Consider the following 25740-nt stretch of genomic DNA (forward strand, 5'->3'; position numbering starts at 1 on the left):
TAATCACCTATTTCTAGTGTAACGACTAATTTCACGATGGGTTAGGTCAACCGTGTAATCTTCAGCCAAATCTTTGGCTAATTGCTTTGCAATTGCTACACTGCGGTGCTGTCCACCTGTACAACCGATAGCAATAGTCAACTTGCTTTTACCCTCTTTGATATAGCCTGGTAAAGCATCTTTTAATAAGTCCAAAAATTTTTGATAAAAGCTGCGCGTTTCCTTTTTCTCCATCACATAATTAAAAACTCTCTTATCAAGACCAGTAAAAGGGCGCAATTCCGGTATATAAAACGGATTAGGCAAAAATCTAACATCCATTACAATATCAGCGTCAATCGGCATACCATATTTAAAACCAAAAGATAATACTTCAATTGAAAAGGGTTGTTTATGCTGTTTACTAAACCTATTTGCCAATTCTTGTTTTAATTCTTTGGGACTTAAATTAGAAGTATCAATTATGTCATTTGCCCGACTCTTAATACCAGTTAAAATTCGTCTTTCTTCCTGAATACCATCAAGTAAGCGACCATTATTGGCCAATGGCGGAACACGTCTTGTTTCTTTATAACGTGCTACTAAAGTATTATCTGCCGCATCTAGAAAAATAATTCTAGTTTGGACAGTACCATTGTCTTCCAGGGAATTAATTTCATTATCAAGATCTTTATAAAATCGTTTAACACGCAAATCAATTACCACTGCTACTTTAGTAAAATCATCCGAGTTAACAATTAAGTCCCAAAAACTAGATAAAAGCGATGGAGGTAAATTATCAACCACAAAATAGCCCATATCCTCTAAAGCATGAGAAGCCACGGTTTTCCCTGCACCACTCATGCCTGTAACAATCAGTAGCTGCTTTTTATGCTTAGCCATTTTTGCTGACCTCCTATTACTAAAATTATAACATACCAGGTGTTTCATTACTTTTTTTGGCAAAAAAAAAGTTCAAATGAACTTTTTAAATTTATCTGTTGACAAATGCTGCAATTATCTGATTAATACCAAAGATTAGCAACCAGAAGGAAACTAGCCAAATTAATGTTAAAGCTGACAACGCAGGATTAAACATCAAACTAATTGCTATCAGTAATCCCAAGATATTTAATATTAAATTGAGCCAAAAGAAAAAGGTAGAAATCTTTCTCATACTCCATGAAAAAATGATCCCGGTAATTGAATCAAATAAGAACCAAAAGGCAAACAAATAAGCGATTGTTAAGCCAGCGGCATCGTAGGAATAGAGAAATAAAATTCCGACAATAATATCAAGCACCCCTGAAACAATCGACAACCAACTGGAAGGGATAAAATACCGAAAACGACTGTAGAATACCAGCCACACGAATCCCTGAACAATTGACACAATAGCAAAAAGCAATACAAAGGCATGGAGTGCTTTACCAGGATGACGCAACAAGAACAATCCGGCAATTACCATTAAAATACCAGAGATAAATGCTGCCCAATTAAACCCGCGATTTTCTCTGTAACTAGAAAAATTATCCATTTCTATTCCTCCTTGCGCTTTATTGTACACTTTATCGCAATAAATTAATACTATTTACTTGCTTTTTTACTAGCCTTTTCAGTTAATGCTGTGTCACGCTTAAGCACAGGTTTTAAGTACTGACCAGTATAACTTTCCTTAACTTGTGCCACCTGTTCCGGCGTTCCCGTAGCAACTATTTTGCCACCACCTTCTCCTCCTTCGGGACCAAGGTCAATTAACCAGTCAGCATTTTTTATCACATCAAGATTATGTTCAATTATCAAAACGGTATTTCCTTGATCAACCAATCTTTGCAAGACTTCTAGCAGTCGCTTGATGTCATCAGTATGAAGTCCAGTTGTTGGTTCATCGAGAATATAGAAATTCTTTCCCGTGGATAACTTTTGCAGTTCAGCAGCCAACTTCATTCTTTGAGCTTCCCCACCAGAAAGAGTAGTCGCAGATTGCCCCAATTTGACATAGCCTAGGCCAACATCTACAATCGTTTGCAATTTGCGGGCAATTTTAGGGATATTTTTAAAAAAGTTGCAGGCTTCGCTGATAGTCATATCCAGCACTTGTGCGATATTTTTCTTGCGGTAGGTAACCTCTAAAGTTTCAGAATTATAACGACTGCCATGACATACTTCACAGGGAACATAAACGTCTGGTAGGAAGTTCATTTCAATCTTGATAATGCCATCACCATGACAGGCTTCACAACGACCGCCTTTAACATTAAATGAAAAACGTGCCTTAGTATAACCCCGAAGTTTGGCTTCATTTGTCTGGGCAAATAAAGCTCTAATGTCATCAAAAACACTGGTATAAGTAGCAGGATTACTACGAGGGGTCCGACCAATTGGACTTTGATCAATATCTATAATCTTTTCAATATTTTGATAGCCACTAATGGATTTGTATTTGCCAGGCTTTGTTTGGTTACGATTTAATTTTTGCGCTAGAGCCCGCTTTAAAATCATATTAACTAAAGTTGACTTGCCGGATCCAGAAACTCCGGTAACCACAATTAATTTGCCTAATGGAAATTCTACCTTCAGATTTTTAAGGTTATTTTCCGCTGCACCCGTAACAGTAATTTTTTTACCATTACCTTTACGCCTTTTTAACGGAACAGGAACAAACTTTTTGCCAGCCATATATTGCCCTGTCAGGGATTTTTCATTCTGTTCAACCTCTTCTGGCGTACCGGCTGCCATGACTTCACCACCGTAAGTACCAGCACCAGGTCCCATGTCAATCAAATAGTCTGCTTGCCTCATAGTTTCGTCATCATGTTCGACAACGATAAGTGAGTTTCCCAAATCACGCATGCGCTTCAATGCAGCAATTAACCTGTCATTATCACGTTGATGCAAACCAATTGATGGCTCATCTAGAACATACATTACACCTGAAAGATTAGAACCAATTTGAGTCGCAAGCCTAATTCTCTGAGCTTCGCCGCCAGATAAAGTATTAGCAGAACGCGACAGGGTCAGATAATCCAGGCCTACACTATTTAAGAAAGTGAGTCTGTCACGGACCTCCTTTAATATTGGCTTGGCAATGACAGATTCCTGCTCATCAAGTTTAATATTATTGAAAAATTCGAGAGCATGACTGATTGCCAATTCTGATGCCTCAGCAATATCCTTGCCATTAACTTTAACAGCTAATGCTTTACGATTTAACCTTTTGCCATGACAGGTTGAGCAAGTAAGTTCAGTCATGTATTTGCCCATAACATCACGCATGAACTTAGACATCGGATGATAATAGCGCCTTTCGACGTTTTCCATAGCACCCTCAAAAGGTGCAGTAGTATCATTGACACCAAAATCACCAGTGACATGAAATTTGATTTTCTTGGCCGAGCCATGCAAAATCGTCTCTTTTTGCTTTTTGGTTAGCTTACCAAAAGGTTTATTTAGAGGAATTTTCAATGCCGCACAAGCTTGTTCAAGCATTTCCCCATAATACTTCGAATTCTTCCATGGTGCGACTGCACCTTCAGCCAAAGTTTTGTTTTTATCTGGAACAACCAAATCTTCATCAACTGATAACTTAACGCCCAAGCCATCACAGTCTGGACAAGCGCCAAACGGTGCATTGAAAGAGAAAAGCCGCGGTTCCATTTCTCCTACAGTAAAACCGCATTTAGGGCAGGCATAGTACTCTGAAAAGTTGATTGTTTCTCCACCGATAACATCAACATTCATATAACCATCTGATAAGCGCAAGGCAGCTTCTACTGAATCAAAAAGGCGTGAGCGAATACCTTCTTTAACAATCAAACGGTCAACCACAATATCAATTGAATGGCGCTTATTTTTTTCTAAATCAAATTTTTCACCAATCTCATGCATATCGCCATCAACGATGACGCGCACATAACCAGCCCTTTGGACACGTTTAAAGACTTCTTTATGTGCTCCTCTTTTAGCTCTAATTACCGGTGCTAAAATTTGAATGCGACTACGTTCTGGCAAAGCCAAAATGCGATTAACCATTTGTTCAACCGACTGTCTTTCAATTAAAGTACCATCGTTAGGACAGACTGGGTGCCCAACTCGAGCCCACAATAATCTGAGATAATCATTTATCTCAGTAACTGTGCCCACAGTTGATCTGGGATTATGTGATGTCGTTTTTTGATCAATCGAAATTGCAGGATTTAAGCCATCAATTGAATCAACATCAGGCTTATCCATTTGTCCTAAAAATTGGCGGGCATAACTTGATAGCGATTGGACATATCTTCTGCGCCCTTCAGCATATAAAGTATCAAAAGCCAAAGAACTTTTTCCAGAACCTGATAGGCCGGTAATAACAACTAATTTATCTTTAGGAATTGACAGGTTAATGTCTTTTAAATTATGTTCACGTGCACCACGAATAACAATTTTATCATTTACCATTTAAAGCTTTTCCTTTTTTCTTAATTGGACTTCTAGTTGAACTTTCCAATTCCATGATAGCATCCCGCAAGGTCGCAGCACCTTCGAAGTCAAGCTTCTTAGCAGCTTCTTGCATTTGCTTACGCAAGTCTTTAATCATGGTTCTCTTTTGTTTTACTGTTAATTCGTCAAAATTCAAATCGGCAAAACTATCAGTTTGTGCATCCTCATCAGCAACCTTAGTGGCAGAAATAACATCTCTGATCGGTTTAACGATCGTTTTCGGTTTCATACCGTGCTCTTCATTAAACTTAATCTGTAATTTACGCCTTCTCTGCGTGGCATCAATAGCCTCCCGCATCGAATCTGTGATTGTATCAGCATACATGATTACAGCACCATCAGAGTTTCTAGAAGCACGCCCCATTGTTTGCACTAGTGGTCTGTAGGCACGTAAAAAGCCTTCCTTATCAGCATCTAAAATTGCAACAAGTGAAACTTCCGGGACATCAATACCTTCACGCAATAAGTTAATACCAATTAGGACATCATACTTGCCTGTCCGCAAATCACGTAAAATTTGCATCCGTTCCAAAGTTTTAACATCTGAATGCAGATACTGTACTTTAATGCCTAGATCCTTCAAATAATCTGTCAGATCCTCAGCCATTTTTTTCGTTAATGTCGTAACAAAAACACGTTCGTTCTTGTCAATGCGTTTGTTAATTTCAGCAACCAAATCATCGATCTGTCCTTCAACAGGTTTAACCTCAATTTTAGGATCAAGTAGTCCAGTCGGCCTGATAATTTGTTCAACTTTGTGATCAGTCCGCTCTAATTCATAGTCGCCCGGAGTGGCTGAAACATATAATATTTGGTTAACATGCTTTTCAAATTCAGCCAGTTTTAGAGGTCTGTTGTCAAGAGCAGACGGTAAACGAAAGCCATAATCAATCAAAGTCTTTTTACGATTGCGGTCGCCATTATACATTGCTCTAATTTCCGGCATGGTGGCGTGGGATTCATCAATTAAAATCAAAAAGTCATCGGGGAAGAAGTCAAGTAAAGTATAGGGCGGTTCTCCTTCTTTACGGCCTTCCATATGACGAGAATAGTTTTCAATACCGTTGGTATAGCCGACTTCGCCCATCATTTCCATATCAAAGGTAGTGCGCTGCTTAATCCGTTCAGCTTCCAGCAACTTGCCCTCGCCCTCAAACTTTTTCACTTGAATATTCATTTCTTGTGAAATTGCCTTTAGGGCACGTCTCATTTGTTCTTCATTGGTCATAAAGTGCGTTGCTGGAAAAAGTGAAATACTCTCTCTTTCACCAACTACTTCACCTGTTAAGGCATCAACTTCTACTATTCTGTCAATTTCATCACCGAAAAATTCGATCCGATAAGCGTGGTTAGAATTGCCCGCAGGAAAAACTTCTACAACATCTCCGCGAACGCGAAATCGGCCACGTTGAAAGTCAATATCATTGCGGTCATATTGGATATTGACCAAATCACGCAGCAAAGTATTCCTGTGATATTCTTCACCTTCATGAACAGTAATCACACTTGCAGCATATTCTTTAGGATCACCTAAGCCATAGATGCACGAAACTGAAGCAACGACAATGACATCGTTACGTTCCATTAAATCGCTGGTAGCTTGGTGACGCAACTGGTCAATTTCATCATTAATTGCCGAGTCCTTTTCAATATAAGTATCAGATTGCGGCACGTAAGCTTCAGGTTGATAATAATCATAGTATGACACAAAATAGTCAACGGCATTGTGAGGGAAAAACTCTTTAAATTCTCCGTAAAGCTGACCAACTAAAGTCTTATTATGAGAAATAACTAAAGTGGGTTTATTTAATTTTGCAATAATATTGGCCATTGTGAAAGTTTTACCTGTACCAGTAGCACCTTCTAAAATCTGTTCCTTATAGCCTTTTTTAAAACCAGCAGCTAATTTGTCGATAGCTTGTTGCTGATCGCCTGCTGGATTAAATTTTGAAACCAGATCAAATTTACGTTCTTCTTGTCGTTTAATCATCGAAAAACCTCTCGTAGAAAAAGTTGGACAAAACAGCCCAACTCTTATTTTGACTTATTATATTTTACACTCTCGAACGTATTTTCGCATCCTTTTTGTTTTATTTTAACAGTTTTGCCAATGCTTTTTGATAACTTTCAGCAGCTTCATGTGCAGTCGCGATATCTGGTTTATTTACTCCAACATAAGCCTTAATTACAGGTTCCGTCCCTGAGGGCCGCAAAGCCAGCCAAGTTTCATCAGCTAAAAAGTACTTCAATACGTTTGATTTAGGTAAGCCCGTCATCGGTTTAACGCCATCTTCATTAGATTCCTGTTGCTTTAAAAAGTCTTGAATTTTAACGACCTGCACTCCATTTATTTTTTTTAAGTTTTCAGAACGCAAGTTTGCCATCAATTCAGCCATTTTCTTTTGTCCGCCAATTCCTGGCATTTCTATAGCCTTGGTAATTTCATAGGACGTGCCATATTTTTGCCAGATTGCACTCAAACCATCTAAGACTGTCATATTCCTTGAGGCATAATAAGAGGCTACTTCAGCAAACATTAATGCTCCTTGCATAGCATCCTTATCTCGAGCAAATGGCTTAAATAGATAACCATAACTTTCTTCAAAGCCCATTAAAAATTTGCCGTCATGCATTTTATTCATGCGGTCAATTTCTTCGCCAATAAATTTAAAACCTGTCAAAACAGATTTTGTCTTGATACCAAAGTCATCCGCAATTTTAAGTGGCATACTACTGGAAACAATTGAAGTAATTAATTCATAATCACTTCTGAGTTGACCATTATTTTTCAAATTAACCAATAAATAGTAAATCATTAGCGTGGCAATTTGATTACCTGTTAAAACTTGAAAGCTACCATCTTTTGTTCGCACACAAGCACCCATACGATCTGCATCAGGGTCAGTGGCAATGATTAAATCAGCATTTTTTTCATTTGCCAGCTTAATCCCTGGATCAAAAACATCACGGTATTCCGGATTTGGTTTTTTAGTAGTGGGAAATTCCGGGTCGATAATTGCTTGACTAGGGACAGGTATTACATTGGTAAAACCATTTTGCCTAAAAGCCCGTTCATAAAGTATTTTGCCTGTGCCATGCAAAGGAGTGTAAATAATTGTTAGCCTGTCGGCATTTTGCTTTATAAGTTCAGTATTAACATTTACTGTTTTCAGTTCTGCTAAATAAGCTTCATCAATGTCTTCACCAATCAGCTGCAAGGTCTTTTGTGCACGCAGCTGTACTATTGGAGCTGCTTCAACGTTAAAAATATCTGTTACTTTTTGAGAATAATCAAAAACACGATCTGCATCTTCAGGTCCCATTTGTGCGCCATCAGCACCATAAACCTTGTAACCGTTATACTGTTTGGCATTATGAGAAGCAGTGATATTAATTCCTGCATAAGAATGCAAATATCTTACAGCAAATGAAAGCTCAGGAGTTGGTCTCAAATCATCGAAAAGATAAACACGAATATCATGAGCTCCTAAAATTTGTGCTGCATGCTCTGCAAACTCGCGAGAGTGGTAGCGGGAATCAAAAGAGATCACCACGCCCCTTTTTTGAGCTTTTTCACCTTTTTCATCGATCAGTCGGGCCAATCCTTCAGTCACTCTACCTACAGTGTATAAATTAATACGATTGGTCCCGGGCTCAAGTCTGCCACGCATCCCAGCAGTACCAAAGTTAATGTCCTGGCCAAATGCATCCTCAATCCATTTGGGATCCTGACTCAGCTTTGCTAACTGTTCTTGCAAGTAATTTGGCATGTTGCGTGCATTTTGCCATTCTAGAAATATTTCTTCAGCTTTCATTTCGGTAAAGTACCCCTTTTTTTCTAGCAATAAATTCGGTTTCATAGATTCTATTCTAGCATTTATCATTATTGCTAGCCGTAAAAATAAAAAAGAATTCAATTAAGATGAATTCTTTTTTTAATCTTTATATTTAACGATCATTTAAGTCTTGGAGATAATTATAAGCTTCTTGACCAGCAATGCTGCCATCACCAACTGCATTAGCAATCTGACGCAAATCTTTAGCACGTACATCACCTAAAGCAAAGATGCCAGCAACTTTAGTTCTCATATGTTCATCAGTTGGGATCCAGCCCTTTTCGTCAGTTATGCCTAAGTCTTTAAATGGTGCTGTTTGAGGAATAACCCCAACATAGATAAAGACACCGCGAGTTTGCAAATGCTTTTCCTCTCCTGTTTCTTTATCTTTGTATGTCACCCCAGTAACTTTTTCACCATCGCCATCAATAGACTCGGTCAAGCCATTCCAAATAAAGTGCATTTTAGAATTTGCGAAAGCACGTTTTTGTAAAGTCGGCTGAGCCCTTAATTGATCACGACGATGAATAACCGTGACTGATTTAGCACTTTGTGCCAAATAAATTCCTTCTTCAATAGCGGAATCGCCACCACCTATAACAGCAATGTCTTCATCCTTAAAAAAGGCTGCATCGCAAACTGCACAATAAGAAACACCTTTACCGGAATATTCGTCTTCACCTGGTACTCCTAAATGACGATGATCAGCTCCTGTAGCAATTATTAATGCAGGGGCACTATATTCACCAGCATCTGTTTTTACTATTTTTTGGTCACCATCTATAGTTACTGTTTGAACATCGCCATACTCAAATTTTGTACCAAATTTCATGATTGAATTATACATTTTTTCACCTAGTTCAGGTCCTTTTATTTCACTGAAACCAGGATAATTATCAATCGCATCGGTATTATTCATTTGCCCGCCATACAAACCGCGATCAAGCATTAGAACTGATAAATTTGCACGAGAAGCATAAAGAGCAGCAGTTAATCCGCCTGGTCCTGCTCCTATAATGATCACATCATATTTTTCCGTCATAGTTTTACCCCCAGTACTTTCTTATTTTTCGTAAGTAATGTTACAACGAATTGCCTGCTAAAGTCTAATTTCTTGTTTAGGACTCCTGCCCATCATCCTGGTAATTTCATCATCAACATTGGAATTTTGGTATAAAACTCGGTAAATTGCTTCACTGATTGGCATATCTATTTGTTTTTCCTGACATAATTCATGCACAGCTTTTACCGTTGTAGCACCCTCTACAACTTGACCCATATTCTGCAATATGTAGTCAAGACTTTTACCTTCACCTAGTTGCTTACCACAGCGCCAATTACGCGAATTAACAGATGTACAAGTAACAATCAGATCACCAATTCCGGAAAGACCACTAAAAGTCATCGGGTCAGCACCAAAGTAATTGACTCCTAAGCGCGTAATTTCAGCTAAACCACGCGTCATTAAAGCCGCCTTAGCATCATCACCGTAGTGTTTTCCTACTAAAATACCCGCAGCAATGGCAATAACATTTTTAACTGCTCCCGCGACTTCAACACCAATCAAGTCGCTGTTGGTATAAAGGCGGAAATAATCATTTGAGAATAACTGCTGGACTTTTTGGGCATTTTCCCTGCTTGTTGAAGCACATGAAATTGCAGTTAAATCTTTTTGAGCTACACTTTCTGCATGACTCGGTCCTGAAATTGCTACAATTTTGTCTTCATCATCAGGATAAATTTCTTCTGTCAAAATTTCAGAAATGAGCTTTTTGGATCCCGGTTCAATACCCTTAGTAGCTGTGACTATGAGTGGCTTAGCATTAGTCTTTTGTAATACTTTACTTACATTTTGGGCAACACTGCGAATAGCCTGAGTAGGCAGAACAAATAGAACGATTTCTACACCTTTTAGTGCTTGATTTAAATCACCCGTTGCGGTAACTGTCTCATTTACCTGCCAATTCTTCATGTAATGTTCATTAGTATGATGCTGATTAACTTCGTTATTAACTTTTGCGTTATTACCATACAATACGATTTCATAACCTTTATCAGCAAGCATCGATCCCAGAACCGTGCCCCATGAACCTGCTCCTAAAACTGCAATTTTTGTCATTTCTAACTCTCTTTCACTTAAAACAATTATTTAGTCTCGACTATAAGGATACTTCAAGCCGCTGCCGTCAAGATACCATTTCGGTTTAACTACTTTTCTGCGATAAATAAATAACCCTACGACCACAGCAAATAGTATTAAACTAAGCATTTGTGAAACGCGTATCGAACCCATTAAATAAAGGCTGTCAGTCCGCATCCCTTCCACAAAAAAGCGCACCACAGCATACCACGCCAAATAAAGCATGAATATTTCACCCTGTTTGAATAAATGCTTTTTATGTCTCAAAAACAATATTATTAACAAACCAATCAAATTAAAAAAAGATTCGTACAAGAAAGTAGGTTGGTAGTAGATGCCACCAATTTTCATTTGGCTAATGATAAAATTAGGCAAATGCAAGCTTTGTAAAAACGCTAAGGTTGTTTGTTCACCATGGGCTTCCTGGTTAATAAAATTCCCCCAGCGTCCCAATATCTGAGCCGCCATTACACCTGGGGTAATAACATCCAACATCAAAAATGGGGGTAGCATTCTTTTATAACAAAATACCAAAAGAACCGCCAAACCGGCCAACAAACCACCATAGATAGCGATACCGCCATTCCAAATAGCAATTATCTGATCGAGATGCTGTGAGTAATAATCCCACTCAAAGATAACATAATAAATACGTGCGCCAATATATCCGATTGGAACAGCCCATAATAGCAAATCCATGAAGTCGTCACTTTCAATTTGTCGCTTGCGTCCCTCAATAATTGCCATTGATACGGCTAAAATAATCGCCACCGCCATGATAACGCCATACCATTTGACACTTAAGTTTCCTAATTTAAATGCTACAGGATTAATGGTCAATGTCATTTATTCTTATCCTTTGCTGAATCCTCTTTAGAGTTTTTCTTAATTAACTTCGTTAAGTTATTATCAAAAGTTTTCGTGGCGTTATAACCACTTCTTTTGGCACGGAAATTCATTGTGGCAATTTCAATAATGTCTTCCATGTTGCGGCCTACTTTAACTGGAATAGTAATTTGTGGCACTTCAACATTGCAAATATCACGTTTGCTCTCTTCAAAGCCTAAACGATCGTAATTTGCCTTATTATCCCAATTAACTAGCTTGATTACCAGTTGAATACTTTCACGGTTTTTGACGGCACCAACACCAAACAAATCCATGACATCAATTATGCCAATGCCGCGAATTTCCATTAAATGCTTCAAAATGGCCGGTGCTTCGCCCATCACCGTTTCAACATCTTTTTGATAGACATCGACCCGATCATCGGCAATTAAACGATGACCACGATGAATCAAACCCAAGGCAGTTTCAGATTTCCCAACACCGGAATCACCAGTTAAAAGGACACCCATACCCTTGACTTCAATCAGAACACCATGAATAGTATCGCGAACGGCCAGACGTTCTCGCAAATATTCCGTTAATATGCTCGAAACATAAGTGGTTGATTCAGGTGAAGAAAGGATTGGGATTTGGGCATCATCAGCAGCTTTAACTAATTCAGGCGGTACACGCAGAGAACGTGACACAAAAAAGCACGGCGTATCAGGTGTGCAAAGCTTAGTAAAAACATCGACCAAGCTATCGTGATCTAACCTGGCAGCATAAGAAATTTCTGTTCGACCCAATAACTGAATACGCTGACGCGGATAAAAATCAAAGTACCCTGTCAATTCCAATCCTGGTCTGTAAATATCAGATACTACAATCTCTTTATCCTTGATGTATTGCTTACCTTGCACAACGTGGACAATTTTATTATCTCGAATTAAATTTTTTAATTTGACCGCATTTGTCATTTTAAAATGCCCCTTTATTACTTGTCGACATCTTTAGTTTTAGCATCACGTACTTTTTTACGCTTTGGTCTGGCTTCATTATTTTGGTTCCAGTTTCCCCAGTTATAAGGACCAGGACCAGAATTTCCGCTCTTATTTTCATCATTTTTAGTAAAATGATTAATCAGCCATATAATGCCAATAATAACTAAAGCTGCGGGCAATAACAAAATAAAGACATGAAACATGGCGTAAATAATACTCAAAATGACTACAGCAAGTAAAACTAAACCAATAATTCCCCAAAAACTCATCTAATCACCTACTCCGGATTTTCCTGACTTAAAAGCCACTGCAAATACGCATAAACGAATGGTTGCAACTTACCATCCATTACACCATTTGTATCAGAAGTTTCATAGCCTGTGCGCAAATCTTTAACCAAATTATAAGGATGAAAAACATAAGACCGAATTTGAGAACCCCAGCCAATTTCTTTTTGGTCACCTTTAAGTTCCTGCTTATGCTGACGCTTTTTCTCTTCTTCTAAATGAAATAATTTTGCCCGTAATTCATTCATTGCAGTTTCCCTATTTTGCAGTTGAGAACGTTGTGCCTGAGATGTTGTTACAATTCCTGTGGGTAAATGAGTGATTCTAACAGCACTTGAAGTTTTATTAATATGTTGTCCTCCTGCACCACTTGAGCGGTAGACATCAATTCGAAGGTCCTTGGGATTAATATCAACTTTAATACTATCATCAATTTCTGGAATAATTTCCACGGAGGCAAAAGACGTATGCCTTCTTTTAGCTGAATCAAAGGGTGAAATTCTGACTAACCGGTGAACGCCATTTTCCGACTTCATTAGGCCATAAGCATTTTTGCCAGTAATTTTAGCACTGACGCTTTTAAGACCAGCTTCTTCTCCAGGTTCATAGTTATTAATTTCAAACTTGAAATTTCTAATATCAGCATAACGCTGATACATCCGCAAGAGCATTTGTCCCCAGTCCATAGCCTCGGTACCACCTGCTCCTGGATGAATTTCAATCAGCGCATTATGACTATCATATTTACCAGATAAGAGCAAATCTAATTCGTAATCATGAAATTCAGTCTGCAGCTGTTGTAAATCTGCTTCAACTTCCTTTTGTAAGTCATTATCTGGTTCTTCTCTCAGCAACTCTACTGCAGTTATTTCATTTTCATAATCAGACTTTAATTTGTTAAAAGAATTGCGTTTCTCTTTTAATAAATTTGTTTCACTGATCAAGCTTTGGGCTTTTTCTTGATCATCCCAAAAAGAGGGATCCTGCATCTTATTCTCATTAACAATAATATTTTCAGTTATTGAATCTAAGTCAAAGAGACCCCCTAAAGTGGTCTAACCGCTTATTTAAACTATCTAATTCATTTTGAATTTCACTTATTTCCATCTTTTAGCAATAGCTCCTTTATTTTAATAAAATTTCAGTAAAAAAGAGAAAGCAGCTGCTTTCTCTTCATCTTAACTATTAACGACTAAGATTTTGTCTAATTTCAGCTTTCATAAATAAACGAGTTACGTCAAACTCAATATTTGAAATCATTTCTTCAAACATGTTGTAACCAGAATCCTGATATTCAACTAACGGATTAAGTTGACCGTAGCCGCGCAGACTAATTGATTGCCGTAATTGGTCCATTGCATCTATATGATCAGTCCAGCGATCATCAACTACTCGCAATATAACAACTTTTTCAAATTCAAGCATTTCTGAAGGATCAGCTAAAATCTCTTCTTTTTCTTCGTAATTGGCTTCAACAAGATCATATAATTTTTGCTTTAAGTCAGATACAGTAATTGTTTTGAAATCAATGGCATCTGTTTCTTCTTCATTGGTTAAGCTGGAAGAAATAAAGTCACGCAGTGAATCAAGCCGCCACTTGCTGCGATCACCCTGTGTAAACATGTCTACTTGACTGTTAATGGTGCGCCGAATCATCGGGATTAAAACATCCTTAAGTGAATTTTCTTCACCGATAACTTGCATCCGTTCACCATAAATAATTTCACGTTGAATACGCATAACATCATCATATTGCAAAGTTTGCTTACGAGTATCGTAGTTATTACCTTCAACTCGTTTTTGTGCTGATTCAACCTGTCTGGTGATCAAACGACTTTCAATCACTTTATCATCATCATTATCTGATAAGCGGTCAAGGAAGTCTTTGACTCTGTCGCCACCAAAACGTTTCATCAAGTCATCTTCAAGTGAGAGATAAAAGCGTGTAACACCGGGGTCACCTTGACGACCCGAACGTCCACGGAGTTGATTATCAATTCTACGTGATTCATGACGTTCAGTACCAATAACTGATAGTCCGCCTAACTCTTTAACGCCCGGCCCTAATTTAATATCGGTACCACGACCAGCCATGTTAGTAGCAATAGTGACTGCTCCACGCTGACCAGCATTCATGATGATTTGCGCTTCCTTAGCGTGGTTTTTAGCATTCAAAACTGCGTGAGGAATTCCTTCTTTATCAAGTAATTTACTCAATCTTTCAGAGCTTTCGACTGCAACAGTACCGACTAAAACTGGCTGTCCTTTTGCATGACGCTCTTTTATTTCATTGACAACTGCCGCAAACTTGGATGACAAAGTAGGATAAAGAATATCCGGATTATCCTTCCTGATCAAAGGACGGTTAGTCGGAATCGTAATGACCTGCATATTGTAAATTTCACGGAACTCTTCTTCTTCAGTTTTAGCAGTACCAGTCATCCCCGCAAGTTTTTTGTACATTCTAAAGAAGTTCTGGTAGGTAATTGTAGCCTGCGTCTTGGACTCTTCTTGAATCTTAACGCCTTCTTTTGCCTCAATAGCTTGGTGTAAACCATCAGAATAGCGCCGTCCCTGCATTACACGACCAGTAAACGAGTCAACTATTAAAACTTCGCCATCTTGAACAACGTAATCAATATCTTTAAGCATAATATAATTTGCTTTCAGGGCCTGATCAATATGGTGCACCAATTTTTGATTCTCAACATCGTATAAATTTTTAAGTCCAAAATGATCACAGGCTTTTTGAATACCTGTTCTGGTTAACGAAATAGTCTTAGTAGGCCAGTCAATCTTATAATCACCATAGTCTTTGTCATCGTCTGCATCATCATCACTCTTATCCTCTTGAAGAGTTTTGACAAAACGGTCTGCACGAATATAGTCACCATTAGCTTGTTCGGCTTCGCCAGAAATAATCAATGGCGTTCTGGCTTCATCGATTAAAATTGAGTCTACCTCATCGATAATAGCATAGTTAAGTTCACGCTGAACCATTTGTTCTTTGTAAACAACCATGTTATCACGCAAATAGTCAAAACCAAGTTCACCGTTAGTCGAATAAGTAACGTCACATCTATATGCTTCTCGTTTTTCATCTGGAGACATTGCGTTCAAATTAAGACCAACAGTTAAACCGAGCCATTTGTAAAGCTGACCCATTTCTTCTGCATCACGACTGGACAAGTATTCGTTGACAGTAACAACATGAACACCTTTTCCAGTTAATGCGTTCAAATATACTGGCATGGTCGCAGTCAAGGTCTTACCTTCACCGGTCATCATCTCAGCGATGTTACCATAATGCAGGGCAATTCCACCTAGAACCTGCACATGAAATGGATAAAGGCCTAAAACTCTTTTAGCTCCTTCACGAGCAACTGCAAAAGCTTCTGGCAAAAGTGAATCTAAGCTTTCACCATTTTTTAGCCGGTCACGGAATTCAGGCGTTTTTGCCTGCAATTCTTCATCAGCAAGTTGACCATACTCTTCTGCATGACTTTCAACTTTACTAGCAATTTTTTCAAACTTTTTCAGTTCTCTTTTATCGTTATTGTATAGTTTCTTTAAAATGTTTACCATTTAATCGATCCTTATATGTAGTTAAAGTATAAAAACACATGATAATTTTACCATGATTGACGCCAAATGAAAAATAAACAAAACAAAAACCTCACACTAAATGTGGGGCCCTTGCTTGATAATACTATTTTTATTTTGTTTCAATCAAACCATAACGGCCATCATTTCTGCGATAGACAACACTTGTGCCGTTAGTTTCACCGTCTTGAAAAACAAAGAAGTCATGCTCAAGCATATTCATTTGCAAAATAGCTTCTTCAGGACTCATGGGTTTTAAGCCAATTTGCTTATTGCGCACAATAGAAAATTCGTTACTCTCTTTGCCTTTGGTCTCTTCTTCAGCACTCTCAACAAAGAAGTCATTAATGCCTTTTTCACGACTCTTACGATTCACACGGGTCTTATATTTTCTAATCTGTCTTTCAAGTTTTTCAGAAACAAAATCAATACTGCGGTACATGTCGTCAGTAGTTTCTTCAGCTCTCAATACTAAGTATGGTAGTGGTATAGTTACCTCAACTTTAGCCTTGTGATCACGATACACCTTTAAATTAACATGGGCAATCATATCTTGATTCAAATCGAAATACTTCTCCAATTTTTTCAGGCGCTTTTCAACGTAACTTCTTAAAGCATCAGTTACCTCAATATTTTCACCACGGACATTATACTTTAACATATGAGATTCTCCTTTCAACTGCTTTTGCAGTCTTATGTTACCTATATTATAGCAAAATTATAGCAAAACATGAAAGCGCTGAACAATTTAGTTTTATCTGCATAAGGTAAAACTACTAATTTTTGCATTAGGAAAAACTTCTGCCAGTGCATCCCGTGCATGATAAAGCGTTCTGCCCGTAGTATAAATATCATCTAATAAAAGTATCTTGCATTTCTGAAAGCTAATCGTAAAGTTTTTCTTAACAAAAAAGCTTTGCTCACTACTTAACCTTTCCGCGCGGTTTTTTTCTCCTTGTGCACCAAGTCCTGCCTTCTTCTCCAATACATGGGTTAATGAAACAAGATTACCATATATTGAGCTGACAGTATCAAATTGCCTTTGTTCAAGATGCTCTGGAGAAGTGGGCACAGGAATATAGAGATCAGCTTTAAACTTAGCCAAATCTTCCTGACATAAATCATATAATACTCTATGCAAAGCATAATCGCCATACCGCTTATAATTAACCATTAGGTCATGAAAAGCCCTATTATATAAATATACGGAATGGTTTTTCAATAATTTTGGGCCATAGATTTTCTGCCAATTAATGCAATCTGAACAAATTTTATCTTGGCTCAATTTGCCAAAACAAATTGGACAGTGTTTATCAGGAATCCGCATATATTTATTTTGGCAATTAGAACAGATGCATTTAGTTTCCTGTTTGTTCCAAGAGAATAATTGGATAAATGACACTTTAGCAACAAAAAACTGACCACACAGTAAGCATTTTTTCATTTATTCATCTCACGAATTTGTTTCATAGCATCACGAATACTTTTAGTATATTTATGATAACAAAATAAAACTAAACCACTGGGATCTGTTTTAGCTCGACCCACTCTACCAGCTATTTGTACTAAGCTCGAAGCAGAATAAATTTTATCATCTGCTTGAACAACAATTACCCAGACATGATTAAAAGTAACCCCTCGTTCCAATATTGTAGTCGTCACTAACAGCTGAATTTCTCCTGCTCGAAACTTTTCAACTTTATTAATTCTATTAATATCATTTGCATGAACTCCAGAAATCTTAATTTGACTAAATTTTGGCTCTTTTTTCAGGGCATCAATATAAAAGTTTATTTGATCAACACGAGGTACAAAAAGCAGTAATGGATGGCCTGCTGCTATAACTTTTATAATTTCTTTAATGAGCCTAACATTGATCTTGTTTTGGCGCAGAAAAGGACGAAGAAACAATTTTTCTTTTGGTACAGGTAAAAGATTTCCATGGAATCTTCTTTTCAACTTTAATTTTCGTAATTTACCTTTTTCTACAGATACCAATAAATCTTTAGTAGGCGTTGCAGTTAAGTAAACGCGTTGACCGCTATCATTAACTGCATTTTTCGCTGCAAAATGTAATTCCGAATTATGGACATAGGGAAAGGAATCAGCTTCATCGATAACAAGCAGATCAAAAGCATGGAAAAATTTTAATAATTGGTGTGTTGTACAAATGGTTAATTGTTCCAGTCCAGGCTCTTGATACTCACGCCCATGATATTTACCGATTTTAATCTCACTAAAAGCTTTTTGAAAACGCGGGTATAACTCGTTTACAACATCAATTCTAGGCGTGGCTATACAACATCTTTTTCCTTTTGCCAAACAGTGTGCTATTAACGGGAATAACATTTCTGTTTTACCTGCACCGGTTACCGCATGGACTAATGAATCTCGACCATATACATAATTTTCAGTTAATTTATGTGCAATCTCAGCTTGTAGTGAGGTTAGTTCACCCTTCCACGTTAATCCACCATTTGCTTTTATCGAGAAATTTATTTTTTGTTCATTGCGAATTAAATAATCACCCTCCACAATTCTTCCCAGACCAATGCATGCTCTGCAATATTTTTTGCCACTTGGCAGTTTGGCATAAACCCTGGCATTGCAGCGTAAGCAGCGACCATTTTTAATTGCCTCGATTTTGGTTAAGCCAGCCTTTGTGCTAAAATCCATTTGACTACTAAGCCATTGGCGGCCTGCAAGATTTGAAATATCTTCCATTTTGTCCTCCAATAATACATACGCAAAAAAGGGCTGATTTTTTTGAATGAAAAAGAAAATTATTTGACCATTAAAGAAAATGGCAATCACAAATTAACGATTAAAAAAAGTCGTTTTATTACGACTTTAATACGGACCCCAACTATTGAAGAAGCTGAAAAGGCAATTGCCGCTGTGTCTGACAAATACCGTGATGCCACTCATAATACGTTTGCTTATACTATTGGTCTCAACGATGAGCATGTTAAAGCCAGCGACAACGGCGAACCTTCTGGTACGGCCGGAGTTCCAGAACTAAAAGCCTTGCAGTTAATGAAACTTAAAAATGTCACTGCAGTAGTTACGCGCTATTTTGGCGGAATAAAATTAGGGGCTGGAGGTTTGATACGTGCATATTCTAATAGTGTGACTAAGGCAGTGGAAGCCATAGGCGTAGTTAAACGAGTTCAGCAACAGGGGGTTAAATTTCAAGTCGATTATAAAAAATTTGATGAAATCCAACACTATCTTAATCAACAAAAAATCTTTATTGACAATATTGATTATGGCGTCAGCGTGACAATTTCAATTTACATTGATGAAGGCAAATTAAAGGAATTGGAAAATGATCTCACTAATATTTTGTCCGGAAAAATACAGTTTATTTTTCTGCCTAAAAGATATAATGAGGTTCCCATTACTCAGCACAATTATCATGATCAATAAAAGCGTAATTCAATAACTATATAAAAGAAGAAGACAATCCACATTTAAAGAAGTTGTCTTCTTTTTTCTTGCTAATTTTGGCAATAGTCAAATTAACTTTTAAACTAAAATCTCTTGTCAGTATCTGCCAAGTTTAATCTTTCTTTTTCTTCTTTAATTGTTCAGGCTTGTCTTGCCCGAGGTGCCAAACTTCCACCGTAGGATCTTTTTTACTGCGAGAATTAATCAGTTTTTGGGTCAAATTCATCAGCGGTTTATATTTTTCTCCTAAAAGACCAATAGATTCCACAAAAAACTCTAAGGCAACTGCCAGACCAGCAATTAAAACCCACATTCCCCACATTGGTGACAACAAAAACAAGAGAGAAATGAATGAAAAAATAAGCGATAAAGCATAAATGGTTAAAACAGTTTGTCTGTGGGTCAAACCCATTTTCATTAGTTGATGATGCAAATGGTGCTTATCGGCTTGCGAAACGGGACGGTTATTTAATTTGCGCCGAATCATGGCATAAATTGTATCTGTAATGGGAACGCCTAAAATAGTGACCGGTACTAACAGAGAAATAAAAGTTACATTTTTTAAACCTTTAAGTGAAAACACCGCAATCATAAAGCCAATGTATAACGCCCCTGTATCACCCAAAAATATTTTTGCAGGATGAAAGTTATAGGGCAAAAATCCCAATAGACATGCTGCAAGCATAAAACAGCCAATAGGTATGTATAATTGACCGGTATGCAGGAAGAAATAACCAACGATCCCCATGGTAATAAGTGAAATCATTGAAACCCCATCGGCCAGGCCATCAAGACCATCAATTAAATCAACTGCGTTAGTTAAGGCTAATATCCAAAAAATAGTAATTGGTAAGCTCCACCAGCCTAATTGTATTTGTTTATTAAGAAAGGGCAAATTCAAGACGTTCATCCTGATGCCGGCAAGAAAATAAATTACTAAAGCACCAATAAATATACCCAACATTTTTTGCCTTGGCTTTAGCTCCATAATATCGTCAATTATGCCGGTTAAGACAATCACACTGGATCCTAAAAGTATGCTAAAAGCCTCATGTGTTGGAAATTGCTCACGCAATAAAACAAAAGCGCCAATATTGAAGGTCACAAAAATACCCAATCCGCCTAAAGTTGGCATTGGTTTTTTATTTACCCTTCTTTTATTTGGAATGTCGACTGCCCCTAATACAAAAGCCAATCTCCTAATAAAAGGCGTGATCGAAGCTTGTATAATCACTAAAAAGAATAATTCAACAATAATTTTAAACATAGTCGGCTACTTTCATTTATAGTTGTCTTAATTATACAAGCTCGAATAAAAATGCACAAATTAGGTTAATTGAATACTGGTTTTTTTAACAAAAAATTGTTATTTATAATATAAAAAGAACTAGGTTCAAATGAATCCAGTTCTGATTAATTAACAAAATATAAAAACTACATGTGAGAGGCAGTTGAACTTGCATCAGCCCCTACTTTGACATTAGTTGCAGCACTTTCTCCAGCTATTCTTCCAAAAACAACAGCATTAGTAATGCCCATCCCACATCCAGGATAAGTCATTCCGCGCCAACCACCTGTAGTACTTCCTGCAGCATAAAGATTGTTTATCTTTTTATCAAAATTGTCCAGAACTTCTGCTTTTGTGTTAATAGCTAATCCACCTGCCATGTCTGGTGTTGAGGGAGCTAGTTTAGCAGCATAAAATGGTGCTTTGAAAGCTGTTAAATCTTTTTGACGACCAAATTCTGTATCTTCACCATTAATAACGTCATTATTCCACTTTTTAATTGTTTTCTCTAATACCTCTTGGTTTAGGTTAATCTGTTGAGCTAATTCTTTTATCGTATCAGCTTTCTTGAAGTAACCATCTTCTACCTCACGTTTTAAATGTGGTGACGGAGCTGGTGCTGAAAAAGCAGCTGGCATTTCATTTGCCATGCCTTCATCAAAAATTAACCAAACGTAGCCTTGATCAAGACTTGCGATTTTTTTAGAGGCATATTCAAAATACATATCTTCCCTAAAGTGTCTTTTAGCATCTGTACCTACCCAAATGTAAGGCTTTGTCCAGGCAGTACACAGAGGACCGATACACACATTATCGCCGGATTGAGTACCAATTGAGTTTGCTATTGGCATCCACATATCTTTTAACTTAGCGCCAATTTCAGCACCCATAGTGATACCATCACCCATTTGTCTGATTGAACCATATGATTCTCCAACTGCAAAATCAGGCGCAAAACTCTTAAGCATTTCTTTATTACGAGAAAAGCCTGCTGTAGCAATAACAACACTTTGAGCTTTGTAGTTACCCTTATTAGTATGTACACCAACTACATTATTATTCTCGTCAGTTATTAAGTTCTCAGCGGTGATATTAAAAATAAATTTTGTTCCAACTTCTTTTGCCCTCTTGTAAAGCGGCTTTGACAGACCATAGCCACTTTTTTCGACAGTCAAATGCGATCTGGCTGCTGGAGTGGCATGGTCTTTCATTGCTTCTTCATTGCCAATTTCTTGGACTTCTTGAAAATTGACACCAACTTCACCAGCCAGCCATTCATAATCTTCTGCACCATGTTCAACGATTGTTTCTCTCATGCCCGCATCTTCATAGCCTTGACCAACTGCTTTTAAATAATTATTCCAGTTTTCCTTGGTATCTTTTATTCCCTGAGATTTTTGCAAACTAGTGCCCCCACCAGCGTTGTAATAACCGCCAGACAGAGTCATATCGGACAGCATGTAACTTGAAGTATATTCTAAACAAATTACTGAGGCACCTTTTTGCCTTGCAGAAATAGAAGCTGAAAGACCAGCGGCACCTGCACCAATTACTAAAACATCAGTTTGATCTTCAAATTGCAAATCATCTGGATTAACGTTACGGTAGTCCTCACCATTAACCTTTTTTGCAGTATTTCTCAAATCTACTTTTTTATCAAGACCACTAGGATCGCCAGCCTTTGAAACTGCATCTCTGACTGCTTTTTGGACGGCTTGAAAACTAATAGTTGCTCCAGTAACTGCATCAATGTTATATGACTGATGCTCAACAATTAGCTTTGGTGCCTTTTTCAATGCAGCAGTGCTTATACCAGAAGTTTCATCTTGCTTATCAATTGTTACATCCGTAATTTTATTGTCTTTGACTGTTACCGAAACCTTGACTTCACCTCGATTACCAGAACCTTGTCCTTGATAAACGCCATCTTTTAAATTTGCCATTTCTTATCCTTTCGTCAAAATCTATGCCTGCTTCAACGCAGATTCTACTGCTTCTTTAAATGCGCGACTTGATGCAGAAGCTCCAGAGACAGCATCTACGTTAGCTGTTTTGTTAGTCAACATTTCTTGTTTCATTTTCTTAATCGCTTTTTCACCGTAGTCGGGCGATTCGCTTTCTTTTAAAACTTCAATATTGGTTGGACGCTTATCACTGTCAACTGTTACTCGCACTACAATTTCATTGCCCATGCCACTTGTTGATTTGCCAATATATTGATTTTCAGCAGTTGAATAGCTTTCTTCTTTAACATCTGATTCAGGAAATGCAACATCAGCATTATTTTCACTGACACTGGCACCTGAGACTACTTGATCATCTTTAATTTTGGCGGCATTTTCTCCAGCTATCTTACCAAATATTAAGCAGTCAGCCATGTCACCCCCGCCATTGTATTGATTTGCACCTATATGACCCAGTTCACCAGCAGCATATAAGTGTGGCAAAACTTTCTGATCTGTATCTATGACTTCAGCATTTTCATTTCGACGGGGACCACCTTGGGTGTTTAACATGGTATGTTGTTGAGCTAACGAATAGAACGGACCTGTAAGTGAAATTTTGACCATTGATTCTGGCTTACGTCCACACTGATAATCGACTCCCTGATCAACAAAGAAATTATATGTGTTCAAAGTATTTTCTAAAACTGCTGGATCAACTTTAATTTCTTGAGCTAAATCTACGATAGTTTCTGACTTAACTACTTTACTTAAAGCTTCTTTTTGAAATTCATCATTATCAGCTGAGAATAGTTCATCGTATTTCTTCTGGTCAAAAATCATATGAGGATGTATTTGAGCTAAAGGAATTCTCCAAAGACCATGATTATAGCGATGACCATGACGAGTTGGATCGTCTTCTGCTACATAACGCGTACCATCATCACCAACTGTGATCAAGGATCCAGCAAATAATGCTTTCCATGCCATAATGTTATGAGCTCTTTGGCCTTTAGGAGCAGCTAAATTAACAGTCCCACCGGGTTCATAATTATTCATATGCCATAAATCTGCACCAACTTCTATAGCCATTTTGATGCCATCGCCATTGTTATAAAGCGTACCGTATGGTAATAAATTAGTTTCACCTAAGTAGTCCTGCACCATTTGTTCGTTATTTTCAAATCCACCAAGAGCTAAAACTACACCATTTTTTGCTTGAACATTAAACAGCTTGCCTTTATTTTCAATCTGTACACCTACAATTGTCTTATCCGTATTCTGAATTAAATGCTTTGCTGGTGTTGAATAAAGTACATCAATCTTGTCGCTGCGATCCAGCACATTCTGTCGCAATTTTTTCCAAAGAGCAGCATCAAATATCTGATCATGCACTAACAAGTCATCATTGGTGTCTGCACCTTCAAATTCAGGATATTCAGCACTCATATAAGCCAGCATAGCAACATTTTTGTTTCCTGGATTGTTTTTAACGCTGAATGCTTTACCACCCAGATATTTTTCAAAGTAATCTGGTAAATTGACCATCCCTTTTACAAAAGTTTCAAGCACCTGCTCATCTAAATCCAGTGGGGCAGTCATTTTTTGATAATACTTTTTGAGCTTGTCATAATCATAACCTGCTTCAACAATCTGACCACAGTATCTGGTATTACCACCTTCATGTCCTTCCGGCGCACTGTCAACTAGAAGAACTTTTGCTCCTTTATCTGCTGCAAAACGCGCTGCTGTAGCACCTGCTCCGCCAAAACCTATTACAACAACATCATAAGTCGCATTCCAAGATTCATTATCTTTTAAAAACATTTTGTTTTCTCCTCAATTAAATTGCATTAATACTATTTGCCTGTAAAATCTTTTGCAGTCTATATTCTCTGACCGTAACTCCAGACCACTTTTTAAAAGCCTTATAAAATGAAGCAACACTATTAAAACCGACTAAAAAACTTACCTCAGCAGTATTTAAAGTCTTATCTTGAAGCAGGTTTTGTGCCAAAATCTTTTGCACAATACTGAGTTGCTCTTTAAATGTAGTACCTTCATTTTGCAGCCATCTTTGCAAGGTCCGTGAAGAAATACCCAGTTTATTTGCTACATCGTTTAGCTGAAAATTACCCCCAGCAATCAGCTTAAACAGAGTGTTTTGCACAACGGCTGAAATTGGAGGATTGATATTTAATTTTTTGATGTACTTTTTTAAACCGGGTTCAATAAAGTTCCACATTACATCATTTTTAGTTATAAATGGTTGTTCTAAATCACGCTTTCTAAACACCAAATAATTGTCTAAACTATTTTGACCTTTAATGCCTAAATAATCGTTAATTTTTGATCCATATTTGTATTTGCTACCAATAGACACGGGAATAATAGTTTTATTCGTTCCTGCTCTAATCAGACTAACCAAAGATATTTGATCAACCAGTAAACTAAATCGTGAGTATTTACGATATTGATCTAAATATCTAATATGGATTCTTAAATTTTCACCTTCTTTAAATCTGCCCATTTCGATTGGTCCTATAAGTTGCTGGTAAGTCGCCAAACGGGAAATCGCCTGTTTTCCGTTTTTACTTGACAGTGCAGCAAAGTATGGAGGAACAAACTGGTAAAAATTGCGGACATTGCTGCAAGCCAGCAACTGTTCATCACTTGCTTTTCTATCAAGCACCTGAAATACATGTGAATTCTTAATCCACTTAGCATTGAGATATTTATCCATAACACTGGAATCAAGTAAACCAGAAATAGAATCAAATGGATACCCTAACTCTTGCAAAAAATCTTTCAGCTCAATTGTTATTTTTGGATTCACAGCAGTTTCCTCCATTCAATTTTAATTGTATACCCTTTCATTTTAGCAAAATATGTCTATTTACGAT

Annotated in this window: 20 protein-coding genes; 1 reads left to right on the forward strand and 19 read right to left on the reverse strand. The window is 37.5% G+C overall.

What is annotated here, in order from left to right; all coding sequences use genetic code 11:
* Positions 1-3: 3 nt before the first annotated feature.
* From rapZ to AAA926_RS03415, 15 genes are all read right to left on the reverse strand, one after another.
* Complete coding sequence (rapZ, locus tag AAA926_RS03345; RefSeq protein ID WP_198180824.1) at positions 4-882, reverse strand: RNase adapter RapZ; 879 nt, start codon at positions 880-882, stop codon at positions 4-6.
* 91 nt (positions 883-973) lie between these two features.
* Entirely contained in the window at positions 974-1516 is a 543-nt protein-coding gene (locus tag AAA926_RS03350) for an HdeD family acid-resistance protein (protein ID WP_198180825.1), read from the reverse strand.
* 50 nt (positions 1517-1566) lie between these two features.
* Positions 1567-4419 carry an excinuclease ABC subunit UvrA gene (gene uvrA, locus AAA926_RS03355; protein ID WP_338211865.1) on the reverse strand — a complete coding sequence of 951 codons (2853 nt, stop codon included), beginning with the start codon at positions 4417-4419 and terminating at the stop codon, positions 1567-1569.
* Entirely contained in the window at positions 4409-6451 is a 2043-nt protein-coding gene (uvrB, locus tag AAA926_RS03360) for an excinuclease ABC subunit UvrB (protein ID WP_338206622.1), read from the reverse strand. The genes uvrA and uvrB overlap by 11 nt, the downstream gene beginning before the upstream one ends.
* Positions 6452-6551: 100 nt before the next feature.
* The gene (locus AAA926_RS03365; RefSeq protein WP_338211926.1) at positions 6552-8276 is read right to left on the reverse strand and encodes a phospho-sugar mutase; all 1725 of its coding nucleotides are present in this window, start codon (positions 8274-8276) and stop codon (positions 6552-6554) included.
* A gap of 133 nt (positions 8277-8409) precedes the next feature.
* Positions 8410-9339: a thioredoxin-disulfide reductase gene (trxB, locus tag AAA926_RS03370; RefSeq protein WP_338211866.1), complete on the reverse strand. Its 930-nt coding sequence runs from the start codon at positions 9337-9339 to the stop codon at positions 8410-8412.
* Positions 9340-9396: 57 nt separating this feature from the next.
* Positions 9397-10416 (reverse strand): NAD(P)H-dependent glycerol-3-phosphate dehydrogenase, encoded by a 1020-nt coding sequence (locus AAA926_RS03375; protein ID WP_198180830.1) that lies wholly within the window; start codon positions 10414-10416, stop codon positions 9397-9399.
* 30 nt (positions 10417-10446) lie between these two features.
* Positions 10447-11283 (reverse strand): prolipoprotein diacylglyceryl transferase, encoded by an 837-nt coding sequence (gene lgt, locus AAA926_RS03380; protein WP_198180831.1) that lies wholly within the window; start codon positions 11281-11283, stop codon positions 10447-10449.
* Entirely contained in the window at positions 11280-12242 is a 963-nt protein-coding gene (hprK, locus tag AAA926_RS03385) for an HPr(Ser) kinase/phosphatase (protein ID WP_198180832.1), read from the reverse strand. Before hprK ends, lgt begins: the two co-directional genes overlap by 4 nt.
* 17 nt (positions 12243-12259) lie before the next feature.
* A complete protein-coding gene (locus AAA926_RS03390) occupies positions 12260-12535 on the reverse strand; it encodes a hypothetical protein (RefSeq protein WP_109586077.1) in 276 nt (91 codons plus the stop codon).
* Between the two features lie 8 nt (positions 12536-12543).
* A protein-coding gene (gene prfB / locus AAA926_RS03395; RefSeq protein ID WP_198180833.1) for a peptide chain release factor 2 occupies positions 12544-13660 on the reverse strand; the annotation gives its coding sequence in 2 pieces (ribosomal slippage) (positions 12544-13587 and positions 13589-13660; 1116 coding nt in all).
* 78 nt (positions 13661-13738) lie between these two features.
* Positions 13739-16138 (reverse strand): preprotein translocase subunit SecA, encoded by a 2400-nt coding sequence (gene secA / locus AAA926_RS03400; protein WP_198180834.1) that lies wholly within the window; start codon positions 16136-16138, stop codon positions 13739-13741.
* Positions 16139-16268: 130 nt separating this feature from the next.
* Positions 16269-16817: a ribosome hibernation-promoting factor, HPF/YfiA family gene (gene hpf, locus AAA926_RS03405; RefSeq protein ID WP_198180835.1), complete on the reverse strand. Its 549-nt coding sequence runs from the start codon at positions 16815-16817 to the stop codon at positions 16269-16271.
* Between the two features lie 93 nt (positions 16818-16910).
* Positions 16911-17330, reverse strand: a complete 420-nt coding sequence (locus tag AAA926_RS09785) for a ComF family protein (RefSeq protein ID WP_370466773.1) — start codon at positions 17328-17330, stop codon at positions 16911-16913.
* Positions 17331-17596: 266 nt separating this feature from the next.
* Complete coding sequence (locus AAA926_RS03415; protein WP_198180837.1) at positions 17597-18880, reverse strand: helicase-related protein; 1284 nt, start codon at positions 18878-18880, stop codon at positions 17597-17599.
* A gap of 42 nt (positions 18881-18922) precedes the next feature.
* Here AAA926_RS03415 and AAA926_RS03420 point away from each other — a divergent pair, with 42 nt between their 5' ends.
* Positions 18923-19585: a YigZ family protein gene (locus AAA926_RS03420; protein WP_198180838.1), complete on the forward strand. Its 663-nt coding sequence runs from the start codon at positions 18923-18925 to the stop codon at positions 19583-19585.
* Between the two features lie 133 nt (positions 19586-19718).
* Here AAA926_RS03420 and AAA926_RS03425 read toward each other — a convergent pair whose 3' ends face one another.
* The 4 genes from AAA926_RS03425 to AAA926_RS03440 form a co-directional block, all read right to left on the reverse strand.
* On the reverse strand, positions 19719-20873 hold the full coding sequence (locus AAA926_RS03425; protein WP_198180839.1) for a glycosyltransferase family 4 protein: 1155 nt from the start codon (positions 20871-20873) through the stop codon (positions 19719-19721).
* 167 nt (positions 20874-21040) lie between these two features.
* Entirely contained in the window at positions 21041-22837 is a 1797-nt protein-coding gene (locus AAA926_RS03430; RefSeq protein ID WP_338211867.1) for an FAD-dependent oxidoreductase, read from the reverse strand.
* 21 nt (positions 22838-22858) lie between these two features.
* Entirely contained in the window at positions 22859-24664 is a 1806-nt protein-coding gene (locus AAA926_RS03435; RefSeq protein ID WP_265892774.1) for an FAD-dependent oxidoreductase, read from the reverse strand.
* A 16-nt stretch (positions 24665-24680) separates the two neighbouring features.
* Positions 24681-25673: a helix-turn-helix transcriptional regulator gene (locus AAA926_RS03440; protein ID WP_338211868.1), complete on the reverse strand. Its 993-nt coding sequence runs from the start codon at positions 25671-25673 to the stop codon at positions 24681-24683.
* Between the last annotated feature and the right edge of the window lie 67 nt (positions 25674-25740).

It is taken from the genome of Lactobacillus juensis (assembly GCF_036246285.1).
In the GTDB taxonomy this organism is placed as follows: Bacteria; Bacillota; Bacilli; order Lactobacillales; family Lactobacillaceae; genus Lactobacillus; species Lactobacillus juensis.

Bases quoted from the DNA above. Each gene is read 5' to 3' on its own strand.
- rapZ (WP_198180824.1), bottom strand. From the start codon at position 882: ATGGCTAAGCATAAAAAGCAGCTACTGATTGTTACAGGCATGAGTGGT.
- AAA926_RS03435 (WP_265892774.1), bottom strand. From the start codon at position 24,664: ATGTTTTTAAAAGATAATGAATCTTGGAATGCGACTTATGATGTTGTT.
- trxB (WP_338211866.1), bottom strand. From the start codon at position 9,339: ATGACGGAAAAATATGATGTGATCATTATAGGAGCAGGACCAGGCGGA.
- hprK (WP_198180832.1), bottom strand. From the start codon at position 12,242: ATGACAAATGCGGTCAAATTAAAAAATTTAATTCGAGATAATAAAATT.
- uvrB (WP_338206622.1), bottom strand. From the start codon at position 6,451: ATGATTAAACGACAAGAAGAACGTAAATTTGATCTGGTTTCAAAATTT.
- AAA926_RS03430 (WP_338211867.1), bottom strand. From the start codon at position 22,837: ATGGCAAATTTAAAAGATGGCGTTTATCAAGGACAAGGTTCTGGTAAT.
- AAA926_RS03390 (WP_109586077.1), bottom strand. From the start codon at position 12,535: ATGAGTTTTTGGGGAATTATTGGTTTAGTTTTACTTGCTGTAGTCATT.
- secA (WP_198180834.1), bottom strand. From the start codon at position 16,138: ATGGTAAACATTTTAAAGAAACTATACAATAACGATAAAAGAGAACTG.
- AAA926_RS03425 (WP_198180839.1), bottom strand. From the start codon at position 20,873: ATGTTTAAAATTATTGTTGAATTATTCTTTTTAGTGATTATACAAGCT.
- lgt (WP_198180831.1), bottom strand. From the start codon at position 11,283: ATGACATTGACCATTAATCCTGTAGCATTTAAATTAGGAAACTTAAGT.
- AAA926_RS03415 (WP_198180837.1), bottom strand. From the start codon at position 18,880: ATGGAAGATATTTCAAATCTTGCAGGCCGCCAATGGCTTAGTAGTCAA.
- uvrA (WP_338211865.1), bottom strand. From the start codon at position 4,419: ATGGTAAATGATAAAATTGTTATTCGTGGTGCACGTGAACATAATTTA.
- AAA926_RS03365 (WP_338211926.1), bottom strand. From the start codon at position 8,276: ATGAAAGCTGAAGAAATATTTCTAGAATGGCAAAATGCACGCAACATG.
- hpf (WP_198180835.1), bottom strand. From the start codon at position 16,817: ATGTTAAAGTATAATGTCCGTGGTGAAAATATTGAGGTAACTGATGCT.
- AAA926_RS03350 (WP_198180825.1), bottom strand. From the start codon at position 1,516: ATGGATAATTTTTCTAGTTACAGAGAAAATCGCGGGTTTAATTGGGCA.
- AAA926_RS09785 (WP_370466773.1), bottom strand. From the start codon at position 17,330: ATGGTTAATTATAAGCGGTATGGCGATTATGCTTTGCATAGAGTATTA.
- AAA926_RS03375 (WP_198180830.1), bottom strand. From the start codon at position 10,416: ATGACAAAAATTGCAGTTTTAGGAGCAGGTTCATGGGGCACGGTTCTG.